This is a genomic window from Peptoniphilus sp. SGI.035, assembly GCF_050315115.1.
Lineage (GTDB): Bacteria > Bacillota > Clostridia > Tissierellales > Peptoniphilaceae > Peptoniphilus_A.
On record NZ_JBNPOJ010000003.1, the window covers coordinates 45,839 to 71,066 of the forward strand.

Sequence of the window (25,228 nt, forward strand, 5' to 3'; positions counted from 1 at the left end):
CTCAATCGAGACGATTATTTAAAAATACCTTCAAAAAATTTTTCGTAGTAATCCAATCCTATAAAAGTTTTGTCTTCAACCATTTTCTTTATCTTTGCTGGATCCGCAATATCAACAGCCATTACCTCTTCAGCTTGAAGAGTAATATCATCTAGGGAAATATTTTTGTGTACCAGATAAATATAAAAAATTGTGTTTTTATCTATGATGATCCTCTTTAAGCGAAGTTCATCAGAATCTATGTCAATTCCAAGTTCTTCTTTAAACTCTCTAATCATGCCTTCCTTTGGCGTCTCTCCTGAAATAACAGATCCACCTGCAGAGCAGTACCACATTCCAGCAAAAGATTTTTTCTCGAGAGCTCTCCTTTGAATTATAAAATTACCATCATCTCTTAAAACCCAACCTTCAACAATAATATGATATTCGTTATTTTTTAACCGCTCGCCTTTTCTAATGACGCGTCTCTTCCATTTTCCCTTTTTATTATATACATCCCAATATTCCACGACAAAACTCCTTATGATTATTTTACACCATTTAGTAGTTTTTTAAAAGATGAAGAATGCTTTATTTAACCAAATCTTAGCTTTAAATAAAAATATTGCTAATTATTTTATATGCAGAATATCTATGCTTAGCCTTTACCTTTACAATATAAAACAAAAAAAAGTTGCCACATTTAGTTAGCAACTTCTTTTTGATTTATATTTCTTCTAAATATTTATTTAATAATTTGTAGGAAGCTTCTTCATCTACGGTACTAATTAGTCCAGCTGATGATAAAATATATCTTTTATCTAAATAATACTTTATCTTCCTATTGATTAGATATTTATCGTCTAAATCCTCTATTGCTGAGAGAATTTTTTTCGGCTCATTGGAATTAATGAGGGATCCACCAGTTCCGATAAACATTTCAGCCGGTCTTAAATCCTTCCCGTATTGTTCATAAATCGTCCTAGTAGGAGTTTTGACTTTTTTTATGTGACCAATATGTCTCATAAGTGAAGTGTGTGTAGCAATATAACATAGGACATTGTCAAAGAATAAATCTTCGTCATTATCTGGAATATAACTCGTGTGATTAAAACGATACTCTGTTTTTTCCTTTGCGTCCTTTATTCCAAAGGAAAGGAAAGGTTCTTCACCAACTGATTCATAAAGAGCAGTTGCTGAATATCTCATGCCCATATCGCCTTCCACAGTTCTCTTCTCAAAAGGTTCTTCAATTGGAGGTGAGATTACATTTTCTTCTCCATAATATGTTTTGCCAATTGAATGAATGTCTGTCGTTGCTCCTCCAATATCCACAGATAAAATAACTTTATCCAAATATTTCGCATAGACTGACATTGCTTTTTGAACTGCAACTGGAGTTGGCAAGAGTATTTCAAAATCTCTACTGAGCAAATCAATTCCCTTAGCGTGAGCAATTGTCTTTATAAAAAGGTCGCCAATTGTCTTTCTAAGGGGTCTATAATTTATTGTATTTGTAGTTGGCATTACATTTTCTGTGAAGTCACAAGGAACATTTCCCTTTTGGAAGATGTCCCTTATTTCTTCATGAGTGTCAATATTACCTGCCACTACAACAGGCGTCTTAATACATCCCTTTGCAAGTTTTTTTGTATTGAAAATGATATTTTCTTTATTTCCATGATCAGTGCCACCACATAAAACTATAATATCAGCACCAGAGTTTTTAATTTCATCTACATACTCGTCAGTAAGCTCATAAGAGTATACCTTTAAAATTCTTGCACCACTTGATAGCGATGCAAGCCTTGCTGCATCAGTGGTAAGATTTTTTGAAAATCCTATTGCTACAACTTTTAGTCCTCCAGATGCTGATGAGCAACCTAATACTTTATCATATTTTACTTCAGTAACTTCACTTAATTTTTTAAAGGCATTGTTAAAGCCTTCTCTGACATCAGTTTCTACAGTGGTGTAGCTAGATGCACTCCCGAGAATTTCATTTTTATCAGTATCCACTAAATTAAGCTTAGTATAAGTTGATCCAACATCGACTAAAAGATATTTCATGTTAATTTTTCATCTACAACTTTCATGATTTCAGCGTGGTTTTTTTCCACAACTTTTCTTGTATCAGCCATTTTTTCTTCTAATTCATGTCTGTAATCTTGATCTTTAAGTGAGTTTAAGTTGATGATTACATTTAAGAAAGCTCCGTGAACTGCGGCTTCAATATTCAATAAAGCTACTGCAACATCAGTGATTGCATTTGAATTTCCTTTTTCAGCTAATTCTCTCGCATAGTCATAAAGTTCTGTAACTTTAACCCCAAGTCCTAGAGGTACATCAATTGCATTTCTGTAACCTTCTTGAATTTTTTCAGATCTAGCTTTCTTTTCTTCTTCCGTTTCCTTTGGAAGCTTCATAGCGTCCATAACTCCGTTAAAAGAGTTAGCGTCTTTATCAATGCCATCGACAAATTCATCTTTATATTTTAATAATTCAGCTTGAATTTCTTCCATTCTATCAGAAACGTCCATATATTTTTTCTTTCCAATAGTTAAACCTGCAACCATTGCAAGAAGTGAAGCAGCCATTGATGCATTAAGTGCAGCAATAGATCCACCTCCTGGTGCTGGTGAATTTGAAGCAGTCTCATCTGCGAATTCTACTATAGTTAAATCTTTAAGCATTTTTCCTCCTAGAATAATCCAGTGATAACTCCGTCATTATCTATATCCATTTTATTGGCTGCTGGTACCTTTGGAAGTCCAGGCATTACCATAATGTTAGATGTTTGAACAACTATAAATCCTGCTCCTGCTGAAACTCTTACATCTTGTATTTCTATATCAAAGTCAGTAGGTGCTCCCATTATGTTTTTATCATCTGTAAATGAGAATTGTGTCTTAGCTACACAAATAGGAAGTTTATCAAGTCCAAGTTCTTCAAGTTTTTTAACTTGTTTTTTAGCGGCAGTAGTAAATTTAGCTTGTCTACCTCTATAAATTTCTTTAACAATTGTATTTACTTTGTCAACTATGCTGTCATTTTCATCGTAAATAGGTTTGAAATCAGCTTTTTCTTCGTCGATTAATTCAACAACTTGTTTAGCTAAATCTTCTGCTCCTTCTCCACCTTTTTCGAAACATTCGCAAAGTGAAATTCTAACTCCAAGTTCTTTACAAAGTTCTTCTAATTTTGCTATTTCAGCTTCTGTGTCATCAGCAAATTTGTTGATTGCAATAATAGCTGGTACGCCAAATTTTTTGACATTTTCAACATGACGTCTTAAATTAGCAAATCCCTTTTCAAGTGCTTCAATATTTTCAGTCTTTAGTTCTTTTTTGTCTACTCCACCGTGCATTTTAAGAGCTTTAATTGTAGCTACTATAACTACTGCATCTGGAGAAAGGCCAGACATTCTACATTTTATGTCCATGAATTTTTCTGCACCAAGGTCAGCACCGAAACCTGCTTCTGTAACAGCGTAATCACTTGTGTTTAGTGCAAGTTTTGTAGCTAATATTGAGTTACATCCATGAGCAATATTTGCGAAAGGTCCACCATGAATAAAGGCAGGTGTGTTTTCAAGAGTTTGAACTAGGTTTGGTTTTAATGCATCTTTAAGAAGCATTGCAACTGCTCCTTGGATTTCTAGATCTGCAACTGTAACAGGATCTCCATCAAGGTTGTATCCAATTATCATTTTTGCTATTCTATTTTTTAAGTCTTCTATGTTTTCTGAAAGACAAAGAACAGCCATTATTTCAGATGCAACGGTTATCATGAAGTGGTCTTCTCTAGGGAAACCATCAGCTTTCTTGCCAAGAGAAATAACTACATTTCTAAGAGATCTGTCGTTCATATCAAGAACTCTATTCCAAGTAATTTGTCTTGCATCAATTCTTAGAGCATTGCCTTGGTGAATATGGTTATCTATGCAAGCTGAAATAAGGTTATTTGCAGCTGTCATTGCATGAAGATCTCCAGTAAAGTGCAAGTTAATATCTTCCATTGGAACTACTTGTGAATATCCGCCACCTGCAGCTCCACCTTTAACTCCAAATACTGGTCCAAGGGATGGTTCTCTAAGTGCTACTGCAGATTTTTTTCCAATTCTATTAAGGCCTTGAGTAAGTCCAATAGAAACTGTTGATTTACCTTCGCCAGCTGGTGTTGGGCTAATTGCGGAAACTAAAATTAGTTTTCCGTATTCATTTTCTTTATCAATTCTTTTGATAGCTTCCCAAGATATTTTTGCTTTATATTTTCCATATTGTTCTAAATCGTCTTTTTCAAAACCAATTTTAGCAGCAACTTCTTCAATAGGAAGCATTGTTGCTTCATCAGCTATTTGTATGTCTGTTTTAAATGCCATATATTTAATTACTCCTCAATTAATAATGTTTCAAGAACTTGTTCTTGTTTGAATCCTTCAATTTGCATATAGTAAGCTGCTGAATCAACTAGAGCTTGTAGTGGAAGAAGTCCAATAAGTTCAGTGTTGACAACAGTTACGCCGTATCTCTTAGCTTCTGATTTTACCATTTCAAGAGCTTGATAAATTGCAGTTTTTTCAAAGTTTACTAGATTCATTGATACTTGAGTTTGACCTTTTTCTTCAAGTTCAAGTCCAATAGCCTTAACAAATCTAAGTCCTCCACCAATGTGACGAACAGTTTTTGCAATTTTATCAGCAATAGCTAAGTCACTAGTGTTTAAGTTAACGTTGAATGCAACTAAATGGAATCTTGCTGCAACAGCAGTAGCTCCTGATTTTACATTCATTTCTTGAGGGCCAAAGTCTGGTTTCCATTCTTCTTCCTTAATTTTTTCGAAGAATCCTTCGTATTGTCCTTTTCTAACTTTTGCTAGATTTTTTCTTTCTGGAGTGGAAGCTGCATCTTCATATAGATAAACAGGAATTCCCATATCGCCAATTGCTTTACCAACTTTTTTAGCATATTCAACACATTCTTCAGTAGTACATTCAGTTACAGGAACGAAAGGTACAACGTCAACAGCTCCCATTCTTGGGTGAGCTCCCTTGTGTTTTGACATATCAATAATTTCAGTAGCAACTTTTACAGATTCAATAACTGCATCTATAACTGCTTCTGGTTCTCCAATTACTTCAACAACTAGTCTATTGTGGTCAGCATCTGGTTGATAATCGATTAATTTAACATTTTCCTTTGCTCTAAAGCATTCTGTAATTTGTTCAACTTTCTTAAGGTCTCTACCTTCAGAATAGTTTGGAATACACATTACTCTTTTCAAATGATTTCCTCCTATATGTTATTTAAACTTTTTTCTTACCTTACATATTATATATGATGTTTCTTAATTATTAAAGTTCTACTACTTTTTCTACTTCCTCAAGAAGTTTTCCGGAATTAACTAATTCTTGAGCTTTTTCAAGTTCTTCGTAAATTTCAATCTTAGAATCTTCTTCGATAAATGCTACTTTATTTCTAATTACATCGTGAGCAACTTTTGTACCTTTACCAAGTTCAAATTTGTTATCTTCCATTTCCATTCTGAAGTCAAGAGCTTGAGCTGCTATCATAAGTTCAGTAGTTAAAATTCTTGCAGTATTTTTAACAACTTCTCTTGCTTTTCTTGAACCCCAATTACCCATAGAAACGAAATCTTCTTGGTTTTCACAAGATGTTATAGAGTCAACGCTTGCTGGGTGAGATAGTGTTTTGTTTTCAGATGCTAATGCAGCTGCAGCGTATTGAGTAATCATAAATCCGGAATTAAGTCCTGGGTGTTTAACTAGGAATGAAGGCATTCCAGAAAGTGTAGTGTTAACCATTCTTTCAATTCTTCTTTCAGAAATATTGCCAAGTTCAGAAACTGCAATTGCTAAGAAGTCAAATGGTTGAGCCATTAATTCTCCATGGAAATTACCGCCAGAAATTACTTTGCCATCGTGAGTGATAATTGGGTTGTCAGTTGCAGAGTTAAGTTCAATTTCAACTTTTTCTTTAACATATTCAAGAGTATCTTTAGAAGCTCCGTGAACTTGTGGCATACATCTAAATGTATAAGCATCTTGAACTCTAAGTTCAGCAGTGTGAGTTACATAAGTTGAACCTTCAAGAATATTTCTTAAATTTTCAGCAGTCTTTAATGAACCAGCGTGTGGTCTAATTGTGTGAAGTTCTTCCCAGAATGCGTCGATAATTCCTCTTGAAGATTCACAGGACATTGCTCCTGCGATGTCAGCAATCTTAGAAAGTTGAAGTGCATCGTAAAGTGCAAGTGCTCCAGTTGCAGTAAGAACTGTAGTACCATTGATTAGTGCAAGACCTTCTTTTGCTGCAAGTGCAATTGGCTCAAGACCAGCTTTTTGCATAGCTTCTTTGCCTGGAAGAAGTTCTCCCTCATAATATGCTTTGCCAAGTCCAAGCATTGGAAGAACCATGTGTGCAAGTGGTGCTAAGTCTCCAGATGCGCCAAGAGATCCTTTTTCAGGAATAAATGGAACAACATTTCTATTTAACATTTCAAGAAGTAATTCAATAGTAGAAAGTCTAATACCTGAAACTCCCTTTAACAATGAGTTAATTCTAATAAGCATAACTGCTCTTACTTCGTCTTCAGGAAGTGGATTGCCAAATCCAGAAGCGTGAGTTCTAATAATATTTTCTTGAAGTTGAGCTGAATCTTCTTTAGAGATGCTTACTCTTGAAAGAGAACCAAATCCTGTGTTGATTCCATATACTACTCTTTCTTCTTCTACAATTTCTTCTACGTATTTTCTTGATTTTTTTACATCGGCGATTGCCTTTTCATCAATTTCAGCCTTTACGTGATTTCTCGTCACGGCTACTAATTGTTCTAGGCCTAGATCATTACCTGTTAATACTACTTTGTTCATAATTGTACTCCCTTTCTTTAAATTCATTACATTTTACTTACTAATTCAAAAGAAAATATAAAGATGAAGATTATGTCATCCTTTGAAAAGCAGTTACTATAAAAAATTTCCTTCCACAAGCAAGTTTAATTACTTGCAAATGTTTTCTACCATGATTCTATTCCAAATATAAATCATTGTCAATAATTTTACATAAAATTAAACTCTTTTATCATAAAAAGTACAATGTTTTATCTCTTTTTTTAAGTAATATGCTCCTCTGATTTCTCGCTTGAAACAATACCCAATCAATATTTATAACGAAAATTTACATTTCAAAAAATAATTTTAAAAAATTTAAAATGCTTTATTTTCATTTATTTTTATCTATGAATTGTATTGGTTTAATTTTTTGAAAACTATTACAATAAAAAATGACTCAACAAACTGAGTCATTTTCATAAAAATTTTTAAAGCACCTTTGCTAAAAAATTTTGAGTTCTTTCATTTTTTGGATTGCCAAAAACTTCTTCCGGGCTTCCTTCTTCGACAATGTAACCATCGTCCATGAATAAAATTCTATCGCCGACTTCTCTCGCAAATCCCATTTCGTGAGTTACAACTACCATGGTCATCCCTTTTTTTGCAAGGTCTTTCATTATGTCAAGAACTTCTCCTACCATTTCTGGATCAAGGGCAGATGTGGGTTCGTCAAAAAGCATTACTTTTGGATTCATCGCAAGTGCTCTTGCAATTGCAATTCTTTGTTTTTGTCCTCCAGATAAGGACTTTGGGTAAGAATCTCTTTTATCTGGAAGTCCAACACTTTCTAAGAGTTCCATTGCCTTTTTTTCTGCTTCCTCTTTTTCAATTTTCTTTACGAGAGTTGGTGCAAGAGTTATGTTGTCAATTATGTTTAAATTGTTGAATAAATTAAAGGATTGGAATACCATTCCCATTTCTTCACGAACTTTATTTATATCAATATTCTTTGAAGTGATTTCTTCATGGTCAACAAAAATTTTGCCACTTGTTGGCTCTTCTAAAAGATTTAAACATCTAAGAAAAGTTGATTTGCCTGAACCTGATGGTCCTATCACAACTACTACTTCGCCATCTTCTATTACTTGATTTATTCCCTTTAGGACTTCAAGTTTTCCAAAAGATTTAGTCAAATTTTCTACCTTAATCATTTGCAAGTCTCCTTTCCAAAAGTCCCATTGCCTTAGACAAGCTAAAGGTCATTATAAAGTAAATGCAAGCTGCAAATATAAAAGGTCTTACAAGTTCAAACGTAGCTGAAGATATGCTCTTCCCTGCGTACATCAATTCTCCAACTCCAACTGTGTAAGTTATTGAAGACTCCTTAATAAGCGTTATAAATTCATTTACGAGTGCAGGCAATATATTTTTTATTGCTTGTGGCATTATTACTTTTATCATCGCTTGTTTTTTATTTAGTCCAAGTGATCTTGCCGCTTCCATTTGTCCAGAGTCAACTGAAGATATACCAGATCTTATAATTTCTGCAACATAGGCAGCTGAGTTTAAACTTATTGATAATGAACATAAAAACATCGGTGCAGTTAAAAGTGTAAATTGTTCTGGTATTATTTTTTTTAGTCCAAAATATACAATCATAATTTGTACTAGCATTGGCGTTCCTCTTACGATTTCTATATAGATACTCGAAAGTATATTTAATATTTTTATTTTTGATATCTTCATTAGTGCAAGTATTATTCCAATGGTAAAACCTAAGAGAACTCCAATTATTGAAAGTTTAATTGTGGTTACTGCTCCATTTAAATAGGTAGGAAGATATCTACTTGCGAAAGCAAATTGTTTTGCTATAATTCCCATATTATCCCTTTCCATTTTAAAATTAAAAATTCCCCACAAAATGCAGGGAATATTTAATTACTATTTAATAGCTTCTTTGTTAGATAGTTCAATATACTCATCAAACCACTTTTCCATTTGGCCTGAATCTTTTAATCCTTTAATAACTTCGTTAACAGCTTTCGTTAAATCGTCATTGCCCTTTTTTACAGCTACTGCAAATCCACTTTCATCTGGAATTCCTAAATTATCTATAATAACAAGTCCATCTGTTATTGAAGCAAATTGTTTTGCTGGAAGTTCAGATAAGAAAGCTGCATCAATTGATTTGTTTTTAAGTTGTTCAATGATTACATTATTTAAATCGAATCCCTTGCAGTTGTCTCCAAACTTTTCTGTCGCAAATTTTTGTTGAAGTGAACCAAGCTGTGTGCCAATAATTTTTCCATTTAAATCATCAAAAGTTTTAAATTTATCTTTGTTTTCTTCTGTTACTAGTAAAACTTGTTTACCCTTTGAGTATTCGTCAGAAAAGTCAACTTGTTTCTTTCTTTCGTCATCTGCGCCCATTCCTGCAAGAACCATGTCCACATCTCCAGCTTTAAGAGAACCAAGAAGTCCTTCGAAAGCCATATTTTTTACTTCAAGCTTAACTCCAAGTGAATCAGCAATTGCTTGTGCAAGTGCAATATCCACACCTTGATATTTTTCTGAACCATCTTGGAAAGATGTCCATTCCATTGGTGGAAAATCTGCTGAAGTTCCAAGAACTATTTTGCCCTTTTCTTTAATGGCATCAACTGTAGGTCCAGTAGTTGCCACTTCAACTTTTATCGTTTCCTTTGTTTCTGACTTTTTTTCTTCTTTTTTTCCACATCCAAATAAAAATAAAACTGTCATTGCTATAATTGCAATATTAAAAATTTTCTTTTTCATAAGTCCTCCGATTTTTCATAAATAGTTCTTTAAAGCTCTCGCTTTGATTTTAAAAAACATTATAACTCAAAAACAGTTCATTTTCAATTGTTTTCATTACTTTATTTAATTAAAATTCTAAAAGGTCCTGTGCTGGAATATTTTCTATTGATTGAACTGGATTTTCTTTTATAGTTTTTTTCTCTTCTTTAGGCTTTTGTTCTGTCGGTGGATTTATGACTTCTTTTTTAACTCTTGAATATTGATAAACTCCCCAACTTTCAAGTTCATTATCTGTTCCTATCCAAACTGGTGCACCTATATACATATTTGGAAACACATAGTTTTCTACATCGTAGTTAAACATTCTTATGCAACCATTGGAATAATAACCGCCAATTTGATTGGGTTTAATATTTCCATGAATTCCATATCCACTTGCTCCAGGAATACTTAAACCCATCCATCTTTCTCCTAAAGGATTGTTGGGGTCATCCGCCTTTGCAGATTGGTATTTTCCATTCATTCCACCCCACGCTGGATTTTTATGCATATTTTGAATTTTCCCCTTAGCTGATGGTGTCGGCGTGGCATTTGTTCCTAAAGTTACAGGATATTTTCCAATGGACTTGTCGCCCTTATACATTGTGAGAGTTCTCCTAGATTTATTTATTGCAATCCACTTTCCCTTAGTAGGTGGATTGGCAATCATGTCGTAAGCTTCATAATTTTCAGTGTATAAAGCTTTTTTAGTTTTTTCATTAAGGCTTCCAGTAACTGGCAAATTCATGCTAGCTTGCCATCTTTTTAATTCATCTCTTTTTTCCACGCCACTTTTATCCATAAAATTATTTTGTCTAACAAAGCCCTTTGCAAATACAAAATTTAGCAATAGACTTGCAGCTAAAATAAAAATTCCAATTTTTTTAATTTTATTCAAATTAAACCTCCAATTTACTTTTTAAGAATTCTCCAGTATATGAATTTTTACATTTTATAATCTCTTCAGGTGTTCCAGTAAATATAACCTCTCCTCCACCTTCTCCGCCTTCAGGTCCAAGATCTATAATGTAGTCAGCGCATTTAATTACATCTAAATTATGTTCAATTGTAATTACAGTGTTACCTCTGTCTACAAGTTCCTCTAAAACTTTTATAAGTTTATTTATATCTTCAGAGTGAAGACCAGTTGTTGGCTCATCTAAAATGTAAAGAGTTCTTCCCGTAGCCCTCTTAGAAAGCTCTGTTGCAAGTTTAATTCTTTGTGCCTCTCCACCTGATAAAAGTGTAGAGCTTTGTCCAAGCTTAATATAAGATAATCCTACATCTCTTAGAGTTTCCAGTTTTCGCAACACTCTCTCGTGATTTTGAAAATAGTCAATGGCTTCTTCTACTGTCATATCAAGCACATCGTAAATATTTTTGCCCTTGTACTTAACTTCAAGAGTTTCACGATTGTATCTCTTTCCATGACAAACTTCACATGGAACATATACGTCAGATAAAAAATGCATTTCAACTTTTAATATTCCGTCACCTTTACAAGCTTCACATCTTCCGCCCTTTACATTAAAAGAAAATCTTCCCTTTTTGTATCCGTGCATCTTTGCTTCATTAGTACTTGCAAAAATATCTCTTATTATATCAAAAGCACCCGTGTATGTGGCAGGATTTGATCTCGGCGTTCTTCCTATTGGAGATTGGTCGATGTCTACAATTTTGTCAATATTCTCCAATCCCTCAATTCTTTCGTGTTTTCCAGGTTTTATTCTTGATTTATTTATTTTTTGTGCAAGACTTTTATACAAAATTTCATTTACAAGTGAGGACTTGCCTGACCCAGAAACTCCAGTTACGCAAATAAATTCGCCAAGAGGAAATTCCACGTCAATATTTTTTAAATTATTTTCACGCGCACCAATTACCTTTATTGTTTTGCCATTGGACTTTCTTCTCACTTTTGGAACTTCAATTTTCCTTCTACCACTTAAATAGGCTCCAGTAATTGATTCCTCCACTTTCATAATTTCTTCAGCTGTCCCTTGTGCAACTATTCTTCCACCATTTACTCCTGCAAGTGGCCCAATATCCACAATTTCATCGGCAGCAAACATCGTGTCTTCATCGTGCTCTACAACTATTAAAGTATTTCCTATATCCGTCAAATTTCTCAGTGATTTCAAAAGTTTTGCATTATCCCTTTGATGAAGACCTATGCTTGGCTCGTCAAGCACGTAAATAACTCCTACGAGCTGTGAACCAATTTGTGTTGCTAGCCTAATTCTTTGAGCTTCTCCTCCAGAAAGAGTTCCTGCCATTCGTGAAAGTGATAAATATTCAAGACCAACATTTATCAAAAATTCAAGTCGTGATTTTATCTCCTTCAATAATTCTTCGGCAATAATCATTTCGTTTTTTGTGAGTTTTATATTTTCGAAAAATTGCAATGCTTTGTCAATAGAAAGTTCTGTAAGTTCAAAAATATTTAATCCGCCAACTTTTATGGCAAGAGAAGAAGCTTTAAGTCTTGTTCCATGGCATTTTGGACAAGGCACTTCTTCCAAAAATTCATCTATTCTATCGAGCATTTTGTCCGAACTTGACTCCGTATATCTCCTCTTTAAATTTTTTAAAATTCCTTCAAAACCTCCAGAGTATTTCTTTTCTCCCGAAAAAAATGAATTAAAAGAAAAGCTCAATTTACCACTATAACCATTAAATATTGCATCTAAAAATTCTTCTGGTGCATTTTTTATTGGTTCCTTCGTTGAAAATTTAAACTTCTTTGCAATTCCAGAAATTATTTCATAATAATAAGTTCCCTTGGAGTTTGAATAACAAGCAATGGCTCCTTCATCTATTGAAAGTTCCTTATTGGGAATTACTAAGTCCCTTGAAACTTCCTTAGAAAATCCAAGCCCTTTACACTCGTCACAAGCACCAAGAGGCGAGTTAAAGGAAAAGGACCTTGGAGTAACTTCTTCTATTATAATATTGCAGTGGGGGCAGGCAAATTTTGTTGAGAAAATTAAATCTTCCCCATCAATTACATTTATTTTTGCAATGCCGTCGCTTAAATTTGTTGCAATTTCAAGTGAATCCGCAAGTCTGGACTCAATTTTTTCCTTTATAATAATTCTATCGACAACAATTTCTATGTCGTGGTTTTTATTTTTATCCAATTCAAATTCTTCAGAAATATCATACATTTCTCCATCGACAATTACTCTTAAAAAGCCTTCTTTTTTTATCTTTTCAAAAACTTTTTTGTGTTGTCCCTTTCTATGCCTTACAACTGGTGAAAGAATTTGAATTTTAGTTCTTTCATCTAATTTCATAATTTCATCAACCATTTGGTCAATTGTATAGGAGGAAATTTCCTTGCCACATTCAGGACAATAGGCATGTCCTACTCTTGCATAGAGCAATCTTAGGTAATCGTAAATTTCTGTAACTGTACCCACAGTTGACCTTGGGTTTTTTGATGTAGTCTTTTGGTCAATGGAAATTGATGGACTCATTCCCTCTATATAGTCCACTTCTGGTTTATCCATTTGTCCCAAAAATTGTCTCGCATAGGAAGACAATGACTCAATATATCTCCTCTGACCTTCAGCATAAATTGTGTCAAAGGCAAGTGATGACTTCCCTGAGCCAGAAAGTCCAGTGAAAACTACAAACTTATTTCTTGGGATCTTCAAATCAACATTTTTTAAATTGTTGACTCTCGCTCCCTTTACTATTATTTCATCTTTCAATATAACACCTCATTAAAGAAGGGCAGTCTTTTTCTTTTCTCTTAAATCTTTTATCTTATCCCTTATTTCAGCGGCTTTTTCAAAGTCTAATTCCTCTGCCGCCCTATACATTTCAGGCTTTAAAGCATTGATCATTCCATCAATTTCATCTTTTGTAAATTCATCTTCTTGATCTTTAATATTTTTAAAGTCCACAACATCTTCTGCTGCAATAGTTGTATTTATTACTTCACGCACACTTTTTACTATTGTCTTTGGAGTTATGTTATGCTCCTTGTTGTACTCTTCTTGGATTTTTCTCCTTCTAGAAGTTTCATCTATTGTTATCCTCATTGATTGGGTAATATTATCGGCATACATTATAACTTTTCCACCTGCATTTCTTGCAGCTCGACCTGTTGTCTGAATAAGAGAAGTTACAGAACGAAGGAAACCTTCCTTATCTGCGTCAAGTATACAAACTCTTGAAACTTCTGGGAGGTCAAGCCCTTCTCTAAGAAGATTAATCCCAACAAGGACGTCCACTTTTCCAAGTCTTAAATCTCTAATAATTTTCATTCTCTCTAAAGTATCAATATCAGAGTGCATGTAGGTTACATTATACCCAATTTCTTTTAAATGTCTCGATAAATCTTCGGACATTCTCTTAGTGAGAGTTGTAATTAAAACTCTTTCCTTTCTCTCGATAGCTTCATTTATTTCATTTATTATGTCATCAATTTGATTTTTTATTGGTCTAACTTCAATTAACGGATCAAGAAGTCCAGTAGGTCTAATAATTTGTTCTACTTGTTGCTCAGTATGTTCAAGCTCATAGGGTCCTGGAGTTGCAGAAACATAAACGCATTGGTGCATCATCTCTTCAAATTCCTCAAACCTAAGAGGTCTGTTGTCAAGAGCAGAAGGAAGTCTAAATCCATATTCTACAAGAGTTTCTTTACGAGATCTGTCCCCGTTAAACATTCCTCTAATTTGAGGAATAGTTTGGTGAGATTCATCTATTATGGTCAAAAAATCCTTTGGAAAATAGTCTATTAAAGTGTAAGGTCTTGAACCTGGAGCTCTTCCAGAAAGATGTCTAGAATAATTTTCTATTCCCGAGCAAAATCCCATTTCAGAAAGCATCTCCAAATCGTATCTAGTTCTTTGTTCAAGTCTTTGTGCTTCCAAAAGTTTTTCTTGATCCTTTAAAACCTTTAATCTTTCTTCAAGCTCCTCTTCTATTGTTACAATTGCCTTTTTTACCTTTTCTTCTGAAGTTGCAAAGTGAGATGCAGGAGTGATATAGGCGTGATTTAAGTATGCAATTACTTGACCAGTTAGAGCATTTACTTCCGTAATTCTATCTATTTCATCTCCAAAAAATTCAACACGAATTGAATTTTCAGATGAAGCTGCCGGAAAAATGTCTAAAATATCTCCACGAACCCTAAAAGTTCCACGCTTAAATTCATAATCATTTCTTACATATTGAATATCGACGAGTTTACTCATTACATCATTTCTATCTTTTATCATTCCCGGTCTAAGTGAAATGGCAAGTTTTTCGTAATCAATTGGATCTCCCAAACCATAAATGCAGGAAACTGACGCAACAATAATTACATCTTTTCTCTCGAAAAGTGCCATAGTTGCAGAGTGGCGAAGTTTATCTATCTCATCGTTTATAGAAGAATCCTTCTCTATAAAAGTATCTGTACCCGGCACATAAGCCTCTGGCTGATAATAGTCATAGTAGGATACGAAAAATTCCACAGCATTTTCCGGAAAAAATTCCTTTAATTCAGAACAAAGTTGGGAGGCAAGAGTTTTATTATGTGCAATGACAAGAGTTGGTTTTTGCACTCTTTCAATTACATTTGCCATGGTAAAAGTCTTGCCAGACCCAGTAACTCCCAAAAGATTTTGGTGCTTATATCCCCTTTTTATACCTTCAACTAATTTATCTATCGCCTGAGGCTGATCTCCCGTTGGCTTATAATCCGAATGAATTTTAAATTTCACTTAATCACCTTCTAAAAAGCAAAAATATTGGAGTCCGTCCTTTTTTCTGTTCCACCAATATATACATCATCTTTTTTCAAAATAATTTGTCCACGACCCATGTCTTTAAAATCGCTTACTACATTCACATCATGTCCTAGTTTCTTTAGACCATCAATTATATCACTATCAAAGTCGCATTCAACATCAATTTTTTTATCATTAATCCACATAATTCTCGGTGCATCAAGTGCAGCTTGTGGATTTAAGTCAAAATCAATCATATTCATAAGAACTTGTACATGAGCTTGTGGCTGCATAAAAGCTCCCATTATCCCAAAAGCTCCAAGAGCTTTACCATCCTTTGTCAAAAATCCTGGAATAATTGTATGATAAGGAAGCTTTCCTCCTTCAAGAGAATTTGCAAGTCCTTCTTCAAAATAAAAATTTTCCAGGCGATTATTTAGTGCAATGCCAGTTTTTGGCACAACTATTCCTGAACCAAAGTCCGAATAATTTGACTGAATCATGGAGACCATGTTTCCAAATTTATCCGCAGTTGCAAAATATACTGTATCCGATGATTTTATTGCATAGGATTTTGGCAAAATTGCAAAATCTTCTATATCCTTTCGCCTTTTTCCTGCATATTCATCTGATAAAAGCTCTTCTATTTTTATCTTCATAAAATCTTTATCTGCCACAAAAGTTTTTGCATCAGTTAAAGATATCTTTATAGCCTCAATAATTTTGTGAATAGTTGACACATCACTTCTATCTTTTATTTCCATTTTACTTAAAATATTTAGTGCCATTAAAACAGAAATTCCATGACCATTTGGAGGTATCTCCCATACATCTATTCCCCTGTAATTTGTTGAAATTGGATCCACATATTTAGGCTCAAAATTTTTTAAGTCCTCTGCACTTAAAAAACCTCCAAGCCTTTCTACTTCTTTTGAAATTTTTTCCGCAATACTTCCCCTATAAAAAGAATCTCCCTTTGTGTCACGGATTTCTCTTAAAGTCTCTGCCATTTCTGGACATTTAAAAACTTCTCCAGCCCTTGGCGCTCTTTTATCAATCGTAAAAGTTTTAAAAAATTCCTTGAACTCATCTCTATCTAATTTTTTATATTTTTCTACGCTTTCTTTCCAAAGCTTTGCAATTTGTGGAGTTACTGCAAATCCCTCTTCCGCATAAGAAATTCCAGGTTCAAAAATTTTTTCAATTGGCATTGTTGCAAAGTCACTATAAAGTTTCATTGCTCCGCCAATTAGTCCCGGTGTGTTAATTACATTTACACCACAGTTTGGCATCTTGCTATGTCCTTTATTTTTCAACGCATTAATAGAAATACTCTTTGGACTTCTACCACTTGCATTCATTGCATAAAGTTTCCCTTCAAAGTAAATAATTGCAAACATATCAGAACCAAGACCATTTCCAGTTGGTTCAACAACTGGTAGCGTCATGGAAATTGCTAAAGCAGCATCAATTGCATTCCCACCATCAAGTAAAATTTTTGCGCCTGCACTTGTTGCATAGGGAGATGATGTAGCAACCATTCCATTTTTCCCAAAAATCACTCTTCTCGTTGAAGGGTGAGGATAATCATTATAATCAAAATTCATTTTTTTACCTCAAATATTCTATAACAAATAAAATTTGTAGCTTCCAACTTATATTATTTAACTAAAGATAATTCTATAATTAATCGTAAAATAATTCAACTTTTACATATTTACAAAAGAATAAATAATTAATAAAAAAAGTGATGAACAAAATAGAATTCTATTTTGCAACATCACTTTTAATCTTTAATAGTTAATAATAAGGAAGTTAATTCCCTAAAAATTTAATTTTATGATAGTACTACTGCGCCAATAACTCCGCCAATAACTAGGAATATGTCAAAGGCTATAAATGTTGGAACGCAAGTGTCCCAAATGTGATCATGTTGACCATCCGCATTAAGTCCTGAAGTAGGTCCCATAGTTGAATCTGAAGCTGGTGAACCTGCATCTCCAAGAGCTGCCGCTATACCTATTAATAAAATAATAGCTGCCTTACTAAATCCTAATTGTTGTGCTAATGGAACATAAATTGCAGCAACTACAGGAATAGTTCCAAAGGAAGTACCTATTCCCATTGTAATTACAAGACCAATTGCTAAAAGAACAATTGCTGAAACTACAAGAGATGCACCATCCATTAGTGCAGCTGTATCATTTACCAAGTGAACTACTGCGCCTGATGTATTAAGAACATTTGCATATCCACCTGCAATTAACATTACAAAAGCAATAAATGCCATTAAATCAAGTCCACCATCGACCATTTCGTCAATCTCTTTCCATTTAATAGAACGAGTGATTAGCAAGAAAATAATACCAACTAAAGCTGAGAATGGTAAACTTTTAGTTATGATTTGTGCAATAAGCATTGCAAGAGCTGCTACAAGAGCACCCCAAGCTTGCGGTGTCATGTGAACTTCTGCATCTAGCGGAACAACACCTGGGATTTCTACGTCTTTATATTCTCTGTCCTTTCCATAGAGAACAAATACAACAAAGATTAAACCAATTAACATGGAAAGTCCACCAATCCACATTACCTTTTGTGTGTCTGCCACAGTTGTAGGCATGCCTGCATCTGTCATATTTGACGCGATGATTTTGTGGAATATAAGTCCGAATCCTGCTGGGATAGAAATATAAGGTGCTTTTAATCCAAAGCAAAGAGCTGAGGCAACAGCACGTCTATCAATCTTTAACTTATTCATAAGTCCTAGAAGTGGTGGAATTAGAATAGGTATAAAGGAAATATGCACTGGTAAAAGGTTTTGAGAAAATATAGATATAAATGCTATTAAGAAAATTAAATAAAATTTATTTTTTCCTACAATTTTAGAAATTTTTTGAGCAAGTATAGTTATAAGTCCTGATTTACCAATTGCATAAGCGAACATACCAATTAATATATAGGCAAGCGCTGTTTCTGCCATTGTGCCCATGCCGCCGATTATAGTTGATATAATTCCGTCGCCTTCAGTGCCAAATCCTGGCAAATTACCTAAAATATTTGCTTGCCAAGTTCCTTGTTCAAAAACCCATATTGGCATTCCTGCAACAAGACCTGCAACAAGACCTGCAACAAGTAAAGAAAGTAGTACATTTAATTTAAACATACATAATACTACAAGTAGTAATACGGATACTACTACGGGGTTAAATAATAACATATTATTCCTCCTTTATGAAAATGTTTTCTTAATTATCTCATAATAATTTATTTTTGTCAATGAGTTATTGTAAGAATATAAAATATATTCTATGATACCAAAAATACTAAATATCTATTTACCATGATAAATCGTTACTTTGTATGTTGTTTTCCCAATTTTATTATTTGCAACTTTCTCTGTAAATCTCTACTTTTATAAATAAATATATTTGTGGAATAAATTAAGTATATATAATTATTAATAATGTCCTTTAATATTATCTTTAAAGTTCAATCTTTATTGCGACTTTTTAAATTTTTAAGAAAACTTAAATTTAGACAAAAAAAAGACAAGATTTACTCTCGTCTTTTGATTTTAAATATTTGGGAAATAAAAACTATTTCTTTTTATTTTTGCGACTTATTCTGTTAGAAATTTTCATTTCTTTTTTAAATTTCTTGAGATTTTGTTTGTATTCCCAAGCATCGTAAATTTTTATCTTTTTATTGTGTTTGCGAGCTAGTTCAAAAACTCTTTCTTTATCTTCTTCAGAAAAGAAAAATCTTTTTGTAACATCTCCCTTTGTGAAATACAAAAGTATCAAATTAGGCTGTTCATGTTTTTTCTCATAAGTAATTGCCTCAATTTCTGACCAATCCCAAATGTTATAGGTCTTTGTAATCTTCATATCTGTGTACATTTCAAGTCCCTTTGCACTTGCTGCCACATATCTTTTAGTTAGCAACGATAAAAGTAGAAGTGCCGCAAGAACAACTGTAAGCCTATACTTTGTGAAAATACCTAACAAAATCAAAATAGAAGTGATTATGTAGGCATATTTTTCAGAAAACTTTTTTCTAGGATTAACATATACATATTTAATTGCTTCGCTGTCATCATCCCAAGGTAATTTTATATCTGACACATAATCACTTCTTTCTAAATTTTTAATCTATTAATTTTTATTAGCTAATTAAGCTGTAACCTTTGGTGCTTTTCCTTCAGTCCTTAATTTTTCAAGTTGAGAAACAGCATATTTATGTGCTTCTTCAGGAGCTGCAGCAGCTTTCTTCATAACAGTTTTGCCAAAAATATTTGTGTAAGCACCGTCAGCCCAGAAGATATTTCTGCCCATATATGCAGTTACGCAAGCATAAATTGGGTTTAGTAAGTTAACAAATGCAAATCTGAAATATACAAATGGATTCATTCCAAGTACGCCACTTTGGTAAGCTCCACAAGCTGTCCAAGGGAACATACACGCCCAAAGTGTACCAGCGTCTTCAAGTGTTCTTGAAAGCATATTTCTTGCAAGTCCAAGTTCATCATATTTGTCATCATAAAGTGGAGCAGGAACGCCAATTCCTAAGAATTGATCACACATTGCTGCATCACAGAAAATGGATGTAAGCATTGTAGCCAAAACAAGTCCTCCAACAGAATTGATTTTATGTTTAATGTTTCCAAAGATTCTTTCAACAGTACCACATTTTTCAAGAGCACCACCGAAGGACACTGCAAGTAAAATTAAGTTGATTGTCCACATTTGATGGTCCATGCCGCCCTTAGCAAGAGCCTTATCTACAAATTCGTTTCCAGTTTCAATAGATGGTCCATAGTGAAGAATACTAAAGATATCTGCAACATTATGTTGTCCTTGGAAAATAACTGCAAATATTACACCAGTTATAACTGAGATAATAACTCCTGGAAGTCCAGGAACTCTTAGAATACATACTACAACAATTACGATTATTGGTAGAAGTACAAGTGGGTTTAAGTTAAAGTTAGCTGCAAGTGCCTCTTCAATACCTTGTGCAATTGTAGGGTCATAATTTACAACATTAATTCTTGATCCAAGAATTGCGTATATAATAAGTGAAATTAAAAATACAGGTCCCGTAGTAGAAACCATAGCCGTTACGTGATCAAATAATCCAGTATTTGAAACACCAGCTGCAAGGTTTGTAGTATCAGATAGTGGAGAGAATTTATCTCCAACATATGCTCCAGAAATTACCATACCAGCTGTAAGTGCAGGGTTAATTCCTAGGCCAACGCCTATTGTCATAAAAGCAATACCAATTGTACCCGTTGCTGTCCATGATGAACCACAAGCTAGTGAAACAATTGCTATAAGTATACAACCTACAGGTAGAAATAATTGTGGTGTAAGTAATCTCAATCCATAATAAATAACTGCAGGGATTGTTCCTGAAATCATGAAAGATGAAATTAAAAGACCTACTGTAAGTAAAATTAAAATTGCTTCAAGAGTAGCTGTAAGTCTTTCGATCATGCCTTCTAGCATTTCAGAAAAACTGCGTCCACATGCTGCTCCAACTCCACATGCAACACAAATTGCAATGATTAGTGGCATATGAGCTGCGTCATATTTTTCGTCACTAAAGTTGAAAACATATACCATTAAACAAACCATTGTAATGATTGGCAAGAATGCCTCAACAAAACTAGGTAGTCTAACAGTCTTTTGACCATCGTTCTTCATATAAATACCTCCTCGACATATCATTAAAGCATATTAACTTTGCATAAAAATTTTTAATATGCCTACGATACAATCTTTAAAAATTTTTGTATCGTTGAAAATGTTTTCTAAGTGAATTTTAACTCTGATTAATAAACAAGTCAATCAATTAATTAAAAAAACGGCATAATTACTAAAAAAAATACAATTTATTAATATCGTTACATGATAACTCATTACCATATGCAATAATTTTGTTTGTGAAAAATTGTTTTATTTACGTTCCCTAACGCTTTGATTAAAAGTATTAAATAATTGAATTTTTATAATGATTTTTGAGAAAATAAAATTTCAGACAACATATTTATAAATTTTAGAAAAATTTGAATTTCTATCTTATTAAATGAAAAATGCAAGTAGAATTTTCCACCTGCATTTTATAAATTATACTTCTACAAGAATTATTTAACTAATTTTCTATCTTCTACTACAAGTTCTCCATCTATATAAACTTGTTTACACAAATTTGTCGCAAAGAAGTAAAGTGTATAGTCAATATTATGAGCATCAAAAATTGTTATATTTGCTCTCTTTCCCTTGTCAAAAGAGCCAATAGTCTTTGCTCTATCAACTGAATATGCAGCATTAATAGTTACTGCGTTAAATACTTCAATTGGAGTTAATTTCATTTCTAGGCAACCAAGTTGCATAATGAATTGTAAATTTGCCGTAGGACAAGATCCTGGATTTGAGTCTGTACAAAGTGTAATAGCCATTCCCTTGTCGAGCATTTTTCTTGCCGGAGCATAAGTGTCAAGCATTAGTGAGAAAGTTGTTCCTGGAAGCAAGTTTCCAATTACATTTGCTTTTGAAAGTGTTTCAATTTCTTTTTCATCTACTACCATTAAATGTTCAGCAGAAACAGCTCCAACTTTTGCAGCAACATCTACTCCACCAATATTTTCAATTTCATCAGAGTGAATTCTTAATTTAAAACCTTGTTTTTTTGCAGCTTCTAAAATTCTTTCAGATTGCTTAGCAGTGAATACTCCCTTTTCACAAAATACATCACAAAATTCTGCAAGATTTCTTTTTGCAACTTCTGGCATCATGTCTATTACAACGTCAACATATTCGTCAGAATTGTCTTTATATTTTTCATGAATTACGTGAGCTGCCATAAAAGTTCTCACAAGTTCTATTGGGAAGTCTTTGTTTAGCTTTTCAAGAACTTCAAGTTCTTTAAGCTCAGTTTCAAGAGTAATTCCATATCCACTTTTTGCTTCAACAGTAGTTACTCCGTGAACTAGCATATGTTCAAGTAAGTCTCTTGTCTTGTCATAAAGTTCATCAAAACTTGCAGATTCAGTTGCCTTTAATGTAGAAAGAATACCACCACCTGCTTCAAGAATTTCAAGATATTCCATTCCATTAAGCTTCATTGCAAATTCATTTTCACGACTTCCGCCATATACTAAGTGAGTGTGAGCGTCAATAAGACCTGGAGTTGCAACTTTTCCTTTAAGATCAATTATTTCCGTATTGTCGTCTTTTAGTTTCTCGTAGCCCTTGCCTTCGCCAACTTCTAAGATTTTCCCATCTTTAATTGCAATATAAGCATTTTCCAAAATATCAGCTTCATTCATTTCTTCGCCTCTTAAAGGTCTGCCAATATCCTTAGGCGAAAAAACTTGATTTAGATTAATTAATAATTTATCCGCTTTCATAAATCCTCCTTTTATTTTACAAACATCGTATTTTTATTATACCCTAGTTAATTTTAAAATAAAGAAAAACTATTTCTCAAAATTTTATGAACTTTAAAATTTAAAATGTTTGTATTTTAACTTTAATATATTTTATTATAAATCAATATAATCAATCGTCAAATTCTTGCAAAGGTTTTATTTTTTTGATTTATCTTGATAAACTTGTCCATTGTTAATTTAGTTTTTAGTTGCTCTATATGCTTTAAATAATAAATTTCTCTATTTTTATTGAATTTATTAGTAATTTTTATTTTTTTAGGAAATTAATTTCCCTATGTATTTACATTTTAAAAGTTTTAATTTATAATGACTTATAAATGGAGGTTGATAAAAGTGATAAATAATCATAACGCAGAAGTTCAAAAGATCATGAAGGTACAAATTACAAACCTTCCAGAAAAAAAATCTTTTGAACAAGGAATTAGGAGAGCTCCCGATAGAGGATTTAGACTTTCAAAGGACCAAACTAAAATTGCCCTTAGAAATGCCCTAAGATATATCCCAGAAGAATATCACGAAGAACTAATTCCTGAATTTTTAGAGGAACTTACTACTAGAGGAAGAATCTACGGATACAGATTTAGACCAGAAGGAAGAATTTACGGTAAACCAATTGACGAATATAAAGGAAATTGCTTAGCTGGAAAAGCTTTCCAAGTAATGATTGATAACAACCTAGACTTTGATGTTGCCCTTTATCCATACGAACTTGTTACTTATGGAGAAACTGGTTCAGTTTGTCACGACTGGATGCAATATAATTTAATTAAGCAATATCTTGAAATTATGCACGATGACGAAACTCTTGTAATGGAATCTGGACACCCACTTGGGCTATTTAAATCAAGAAAAAATTCTCCAAGAGTTATAATCACTAATGGACTTATGGTTGGTGAATATGACAATCTTGACGATTGGGAAATTGCAGAAGAAATGGGCGTTGCTAACTACGGACAAATGACTGCTGGTGGTTGGATGTACATTGGACCACAAGGTATTGTTCACGGAACTTACAACACTATATTAAACGCTGGTAGACTAAAATTAGGTCTTAGCGAAAAAGATAACTTAGCTGGAAAATTATTCGTTTCATCTGGACTTGGTGGAATGAGTGGTGCTCAAGGTAAAGCTGGAGACATCGCTGGTGCTGTTTCTATAATAGCTGAAGTTGACATTTCAAGAATAGAAACTAGACTTGAACAAGGATGGATTAAGAAGCTCGCTGAATCTCCTGAAGAAGCTTGCGAACTTGCTAAAGCCGCTCTTGAAAAGAAAGAAGCTCTTTCAATTGCCTTCCACGGAAATATTGTTGATCTTCTTCACTATATGGATAAAAATAACATCCACATTGACCTACTTTCTGACCAAACTTCTTGCCATAATGTATACAATGGCGGATATTGTCCAGTAGGTATTACTTTTGAAGAAAGAACTGAATTATTAAGAACTGACATCAAAAAATTCCGCGAACTTGTTGATAAGACTCTTAAAGAACACTTTGAAGTTATTAAAAATCTTACTGATAAGGGAACTTACTTCTTTGATTATGGTAACTCTTTCTTAAAAGCTATTTACGATTCTGGAGTTAAAGAAATTTCTAAAAATGGCAAAGATGACAAAGACGGATTTATTTGGCCTTCTTATGTAGAAGACATTATGGGACCACTTCTATTTGACTATGGATATGGACCATTTAGATGGGTTTGCCTAAGTGGTAAACACGAAGACTTAATTGCAACTGACCACGCTGCAATGGAATGTATAGATAAAGACAGAAGATATCAAGATATGGATAACTACATCTGGATTAGAGATGCTGAAAAGAACCAATTAGTAGTTGGAACTCAAGCAAGAATCCTTTACCAAGATGCTAAGGGTAGAGTTGACATTGCTCTTAAATTCAACGAACTTGTTAGAGAAGGAAAAATTGGTCCTGTTATGATGGGTCGTGACCACCACGATGTATCTGGTACAGACTCTCCATTTAGAGAAACTTCTAATATCAAAGACGGTTCAAATGTAATGGCTGACATGGCTACTCAATGTTTTGCAGGAAACTGTGCTAGAGGTATGTCACTTGTTGCTCTTCATAACGGTGGTGGAGTTGGTATTGGTAAATCAATCAATGGTGGATTTGGTCTAGTTCTTGACGGATCTGAAATGGTTGACGAAATCATCAAGCTTTCACTTACTTGGGACGTAATGAGTGGTGTTGCTAGACGTAACTGGGCTAGAAATGATCACGCAATCGAAGTAACTAAAGAATTTAATAAAGACAATAAATACGGACACATTACAATTCCTTATCTTGTAAAAGATGAATTAATTGACAATGCTGTTGACGCACTTAACATTGACTAAATTTAAATAAAAATGGGATATTGCAAAAGTCCCAAA

General features: G+C 33.5%; 18 protein-coding genes. 1 reads left to right on the forward strand and 17 read right to left on the reverse strand.

Annotated features, from left to right (window positions below):
• Positions 1-14 precede the first annotated feature (14 nt).
• The 17 genes from ACQRC6_RS02445 to hutI form a co-directional block, all read right to left on the reverse strand.
• Positions 15-509 carry an NUDIX hydrolase gene (locus ACQRC6_RS02445; protein ID WP_427847574.1) on the reverse strand — a complete coding sequence of 165 codons (495 nt, stop codon included), beginning with the start codon at positions 507-509 and terminating at the stop codon, positions 15-17.
• Positions 510-705: 196 nt separating this feature from the next.
• Positions 706-2,049 carry a methylaspartate mutase accessory protein GlmL gene (glmL, locus tag ACQRC6_RS02450; RefSeq protein WP_427847575.1) on the reverse strand — a complete coding sequence of 448 codons (1,344 nt, stop codon included), beginning with the start codon at positions 2,047-2,049 and terminating at the stop codon, positions 706-708.
• On the reverse strand, positions 2,046-2,672 hold the full coding sequence (locus ACQRC6_RS02455; protein ID WP_427847576.1) for a cyclodeaminase/cyclohydrolase family protein: 627 nt from the start codon (positions 2,670-2,672) through the stop codon (positions 2,046-2,048). The genes glmL and ACQRC6_RS02455 overlap by 4 nt, the downstream gene beginning before the upstream one ends.
• Positions 2,673-2,680: 8 nt before the next feature.
• Positions 2,681-4,360, reverse strand: a complete 1,680-nt coding sequence (locus ACQRC6_RS02460; protein WP_427847577.1) for a formate--tetrahydrofolate ligase — start codon at positions 4,358-4,360, stop codon at positions 2,681-2,683.
• A gap of 8 nt (positions 4,361-4,368) precedes the next feature.
• Entirely contained in the window at positions 4,369-5,262 is an 894-nt protein-coding gene (ftcD, locus tag ACQRC6_RS02465) for a glutamate formimidoyltransferase (RefSeq protein ID WP_427847578.1), read from the reverse strand.
• A gap of 70 nt (positions 5,263-5,332) precedes the next feature.
• Entirely contained in the window at positions 5,333-6,871 is a 1,539-nt protein-coding gene (gene hutH, locus ACQRC6_RS02470) for a histidine ammonia-lyase (RefSeq protein ID WP_427847579.1), read from the reverse strand.
• A 449-nt stretch (positions 6,872-7,320) separates the two neighbouring features.
• Positions 7,321-8,043, reverse strand: a complete 723-nt coding sequence (locus tag ACQRC6_RS02475; protein WP_427847580.1) for an amino acid ABC transporter ATP-binding protein — start codon at positions 8,041-8,043, stop codon at positions 7,321-7,323.
• On the reverse strand, positions 8,036-8,728 hold the full coding sequence (locus ACQRC6_RS02480) for an amino acid ABC transporter permease (protein WP_427847581.1): 693 nt from the start codon (positions 8,726-8,728) through the stop codon (positions 8,036-8,038). Before ACQRC6_RS02480 ends, ACQRC6_RS02475 begins: the two co-directional genes overlap by 8 nt.
• Positions 8,729-8,773: 45 nt before the next feature.
• Complete coding sequence (locus ACQRC6_RS02485) at positions 8,774-9,628, reverse strand: transporter substrate-binding domain-containing protein (RefSeq protein ID WP_427847582.1); 855 nt, start codon at positions 9,626-9,628, stop codon at positions 8,774-8,776.
• Positions 9,629-9,737: 109 nt separating this feature from the next.
• On the reverse strand, positions 9,738-10,547 hold the full coding sequence (locus tag ACQRC6_RS02490) for a L,D-transpeptidase (protein WP_427847583.1): 810 nt from the start codon (positions 10,545-10,547) through the stop codon (positions 9,738-9,740).
• Position 10,548: 1 nt separating this feature from the next.
• On the reverse strand, positions 10,549-13,365 hold the full coding sequence (gene uvrA / locus ACQRC6_RS02495) for an excinuclease ABC subunit UvrA (protein ID WP_427847584.1): 2,817 nt from the start codon (positions 13,363-13,365) through the stop codon (positions 10,549-10,551).
• A gap of 12 nt (positions 13,366-13,377) precedes the next feature.
• Entirely contained in the window at positions 13,378-15,369 is a 1,992-nt protein-coding gene (gene uvrB, locus ACQRC6_RS02500) for an excinuclease ABC subunit UvrB (RefSeq protein ID WP_427847585.1), read from the reverse strand.
• An 11-nt stretch (positions 15,370-15,380) separates the two neighbouring features.
• Complete coding sequence (locus ACQRC6_RS02505; RefSeq protein ID WP_427847586.1) at positions 15,381-16,982, reverse strand: gamma-glutamyltransferase family protein; 1,602 nt, start codon at positions 16,980-16,982, stop codon at positions 15,381-15,383.
• A gap of 230 nt (positions 16,983-17,212) precedes the next feature.
• Positions 17,213-18,592 carry a Na+/H+ antiporter family protein gene (locus tag ACQRC6_RS02510; RefSeq protein WP_427847587.1) on the reverse strand — a complete coding sequence of 460 codons (1,380 nt, stop codon included), beginning with the start codon at positions 18,590-18,592 and terminating at the stop codon, positions 17,213-17,215.
• A 379-nt stretch (positions 18,593-18,971) separates the two neighbouring features.
• On the reverse strand, positions 18,972-19,499 hold the full coding sequence (locus tag ACQRC6_RS02515) for a hypothetical protein (protein ID WP_427847588.1): 528 nt from the start codon (positions 19,497-19,499) through the stop codon (positions 18,972-18,974).
• A 48-nt stretch (positions 19,500-19,547) separates the two neighbouring features.
• The gene (nhaC, locus tag ACQRC6_RS02520) at positions 19,548-21,083 is read right to left on the reverse strand and encodes a Na+/H+ antiporter NhaC (protein WP_427847589.1); all 1,536 of its coding nucleotides are present in this window, start codon (positions 21,081-21,083) and stop codon (positions 19,548-19,550) included.
• Positions 21,084-21,523: 440 nt separating this feature from the next.
• A complete protein-coding gene (gene hutI, locus ACQRC6_RS02525) occupies positions 21,524-22,789 on the reverse strand; it encodes an imidazolonepropionase (RefSeq protein WP_427847590.1) in 1,266 nt (421 codons plus the stop codon).
• A gap of 411 nt (positions 22,790-23,200) precedes the next feature.
• Here hutI and ACQRC6_RS02530 point away from each other — a divergent pair, with 411 nt between their 5' ends.
• Positions 23,201-25,192 (forward strand): urocanate hydratase, encoded by a 1,992-nt coding sequence (locus tag ACQRC6_RS02530; protein WP_427847665.1) that lies wholly within the window; start codon positions 23,201-23,203, stop codon positions 25,190-25,192.
• Positions 25,193-25,228: the final 36 nt, after the last annotated feature.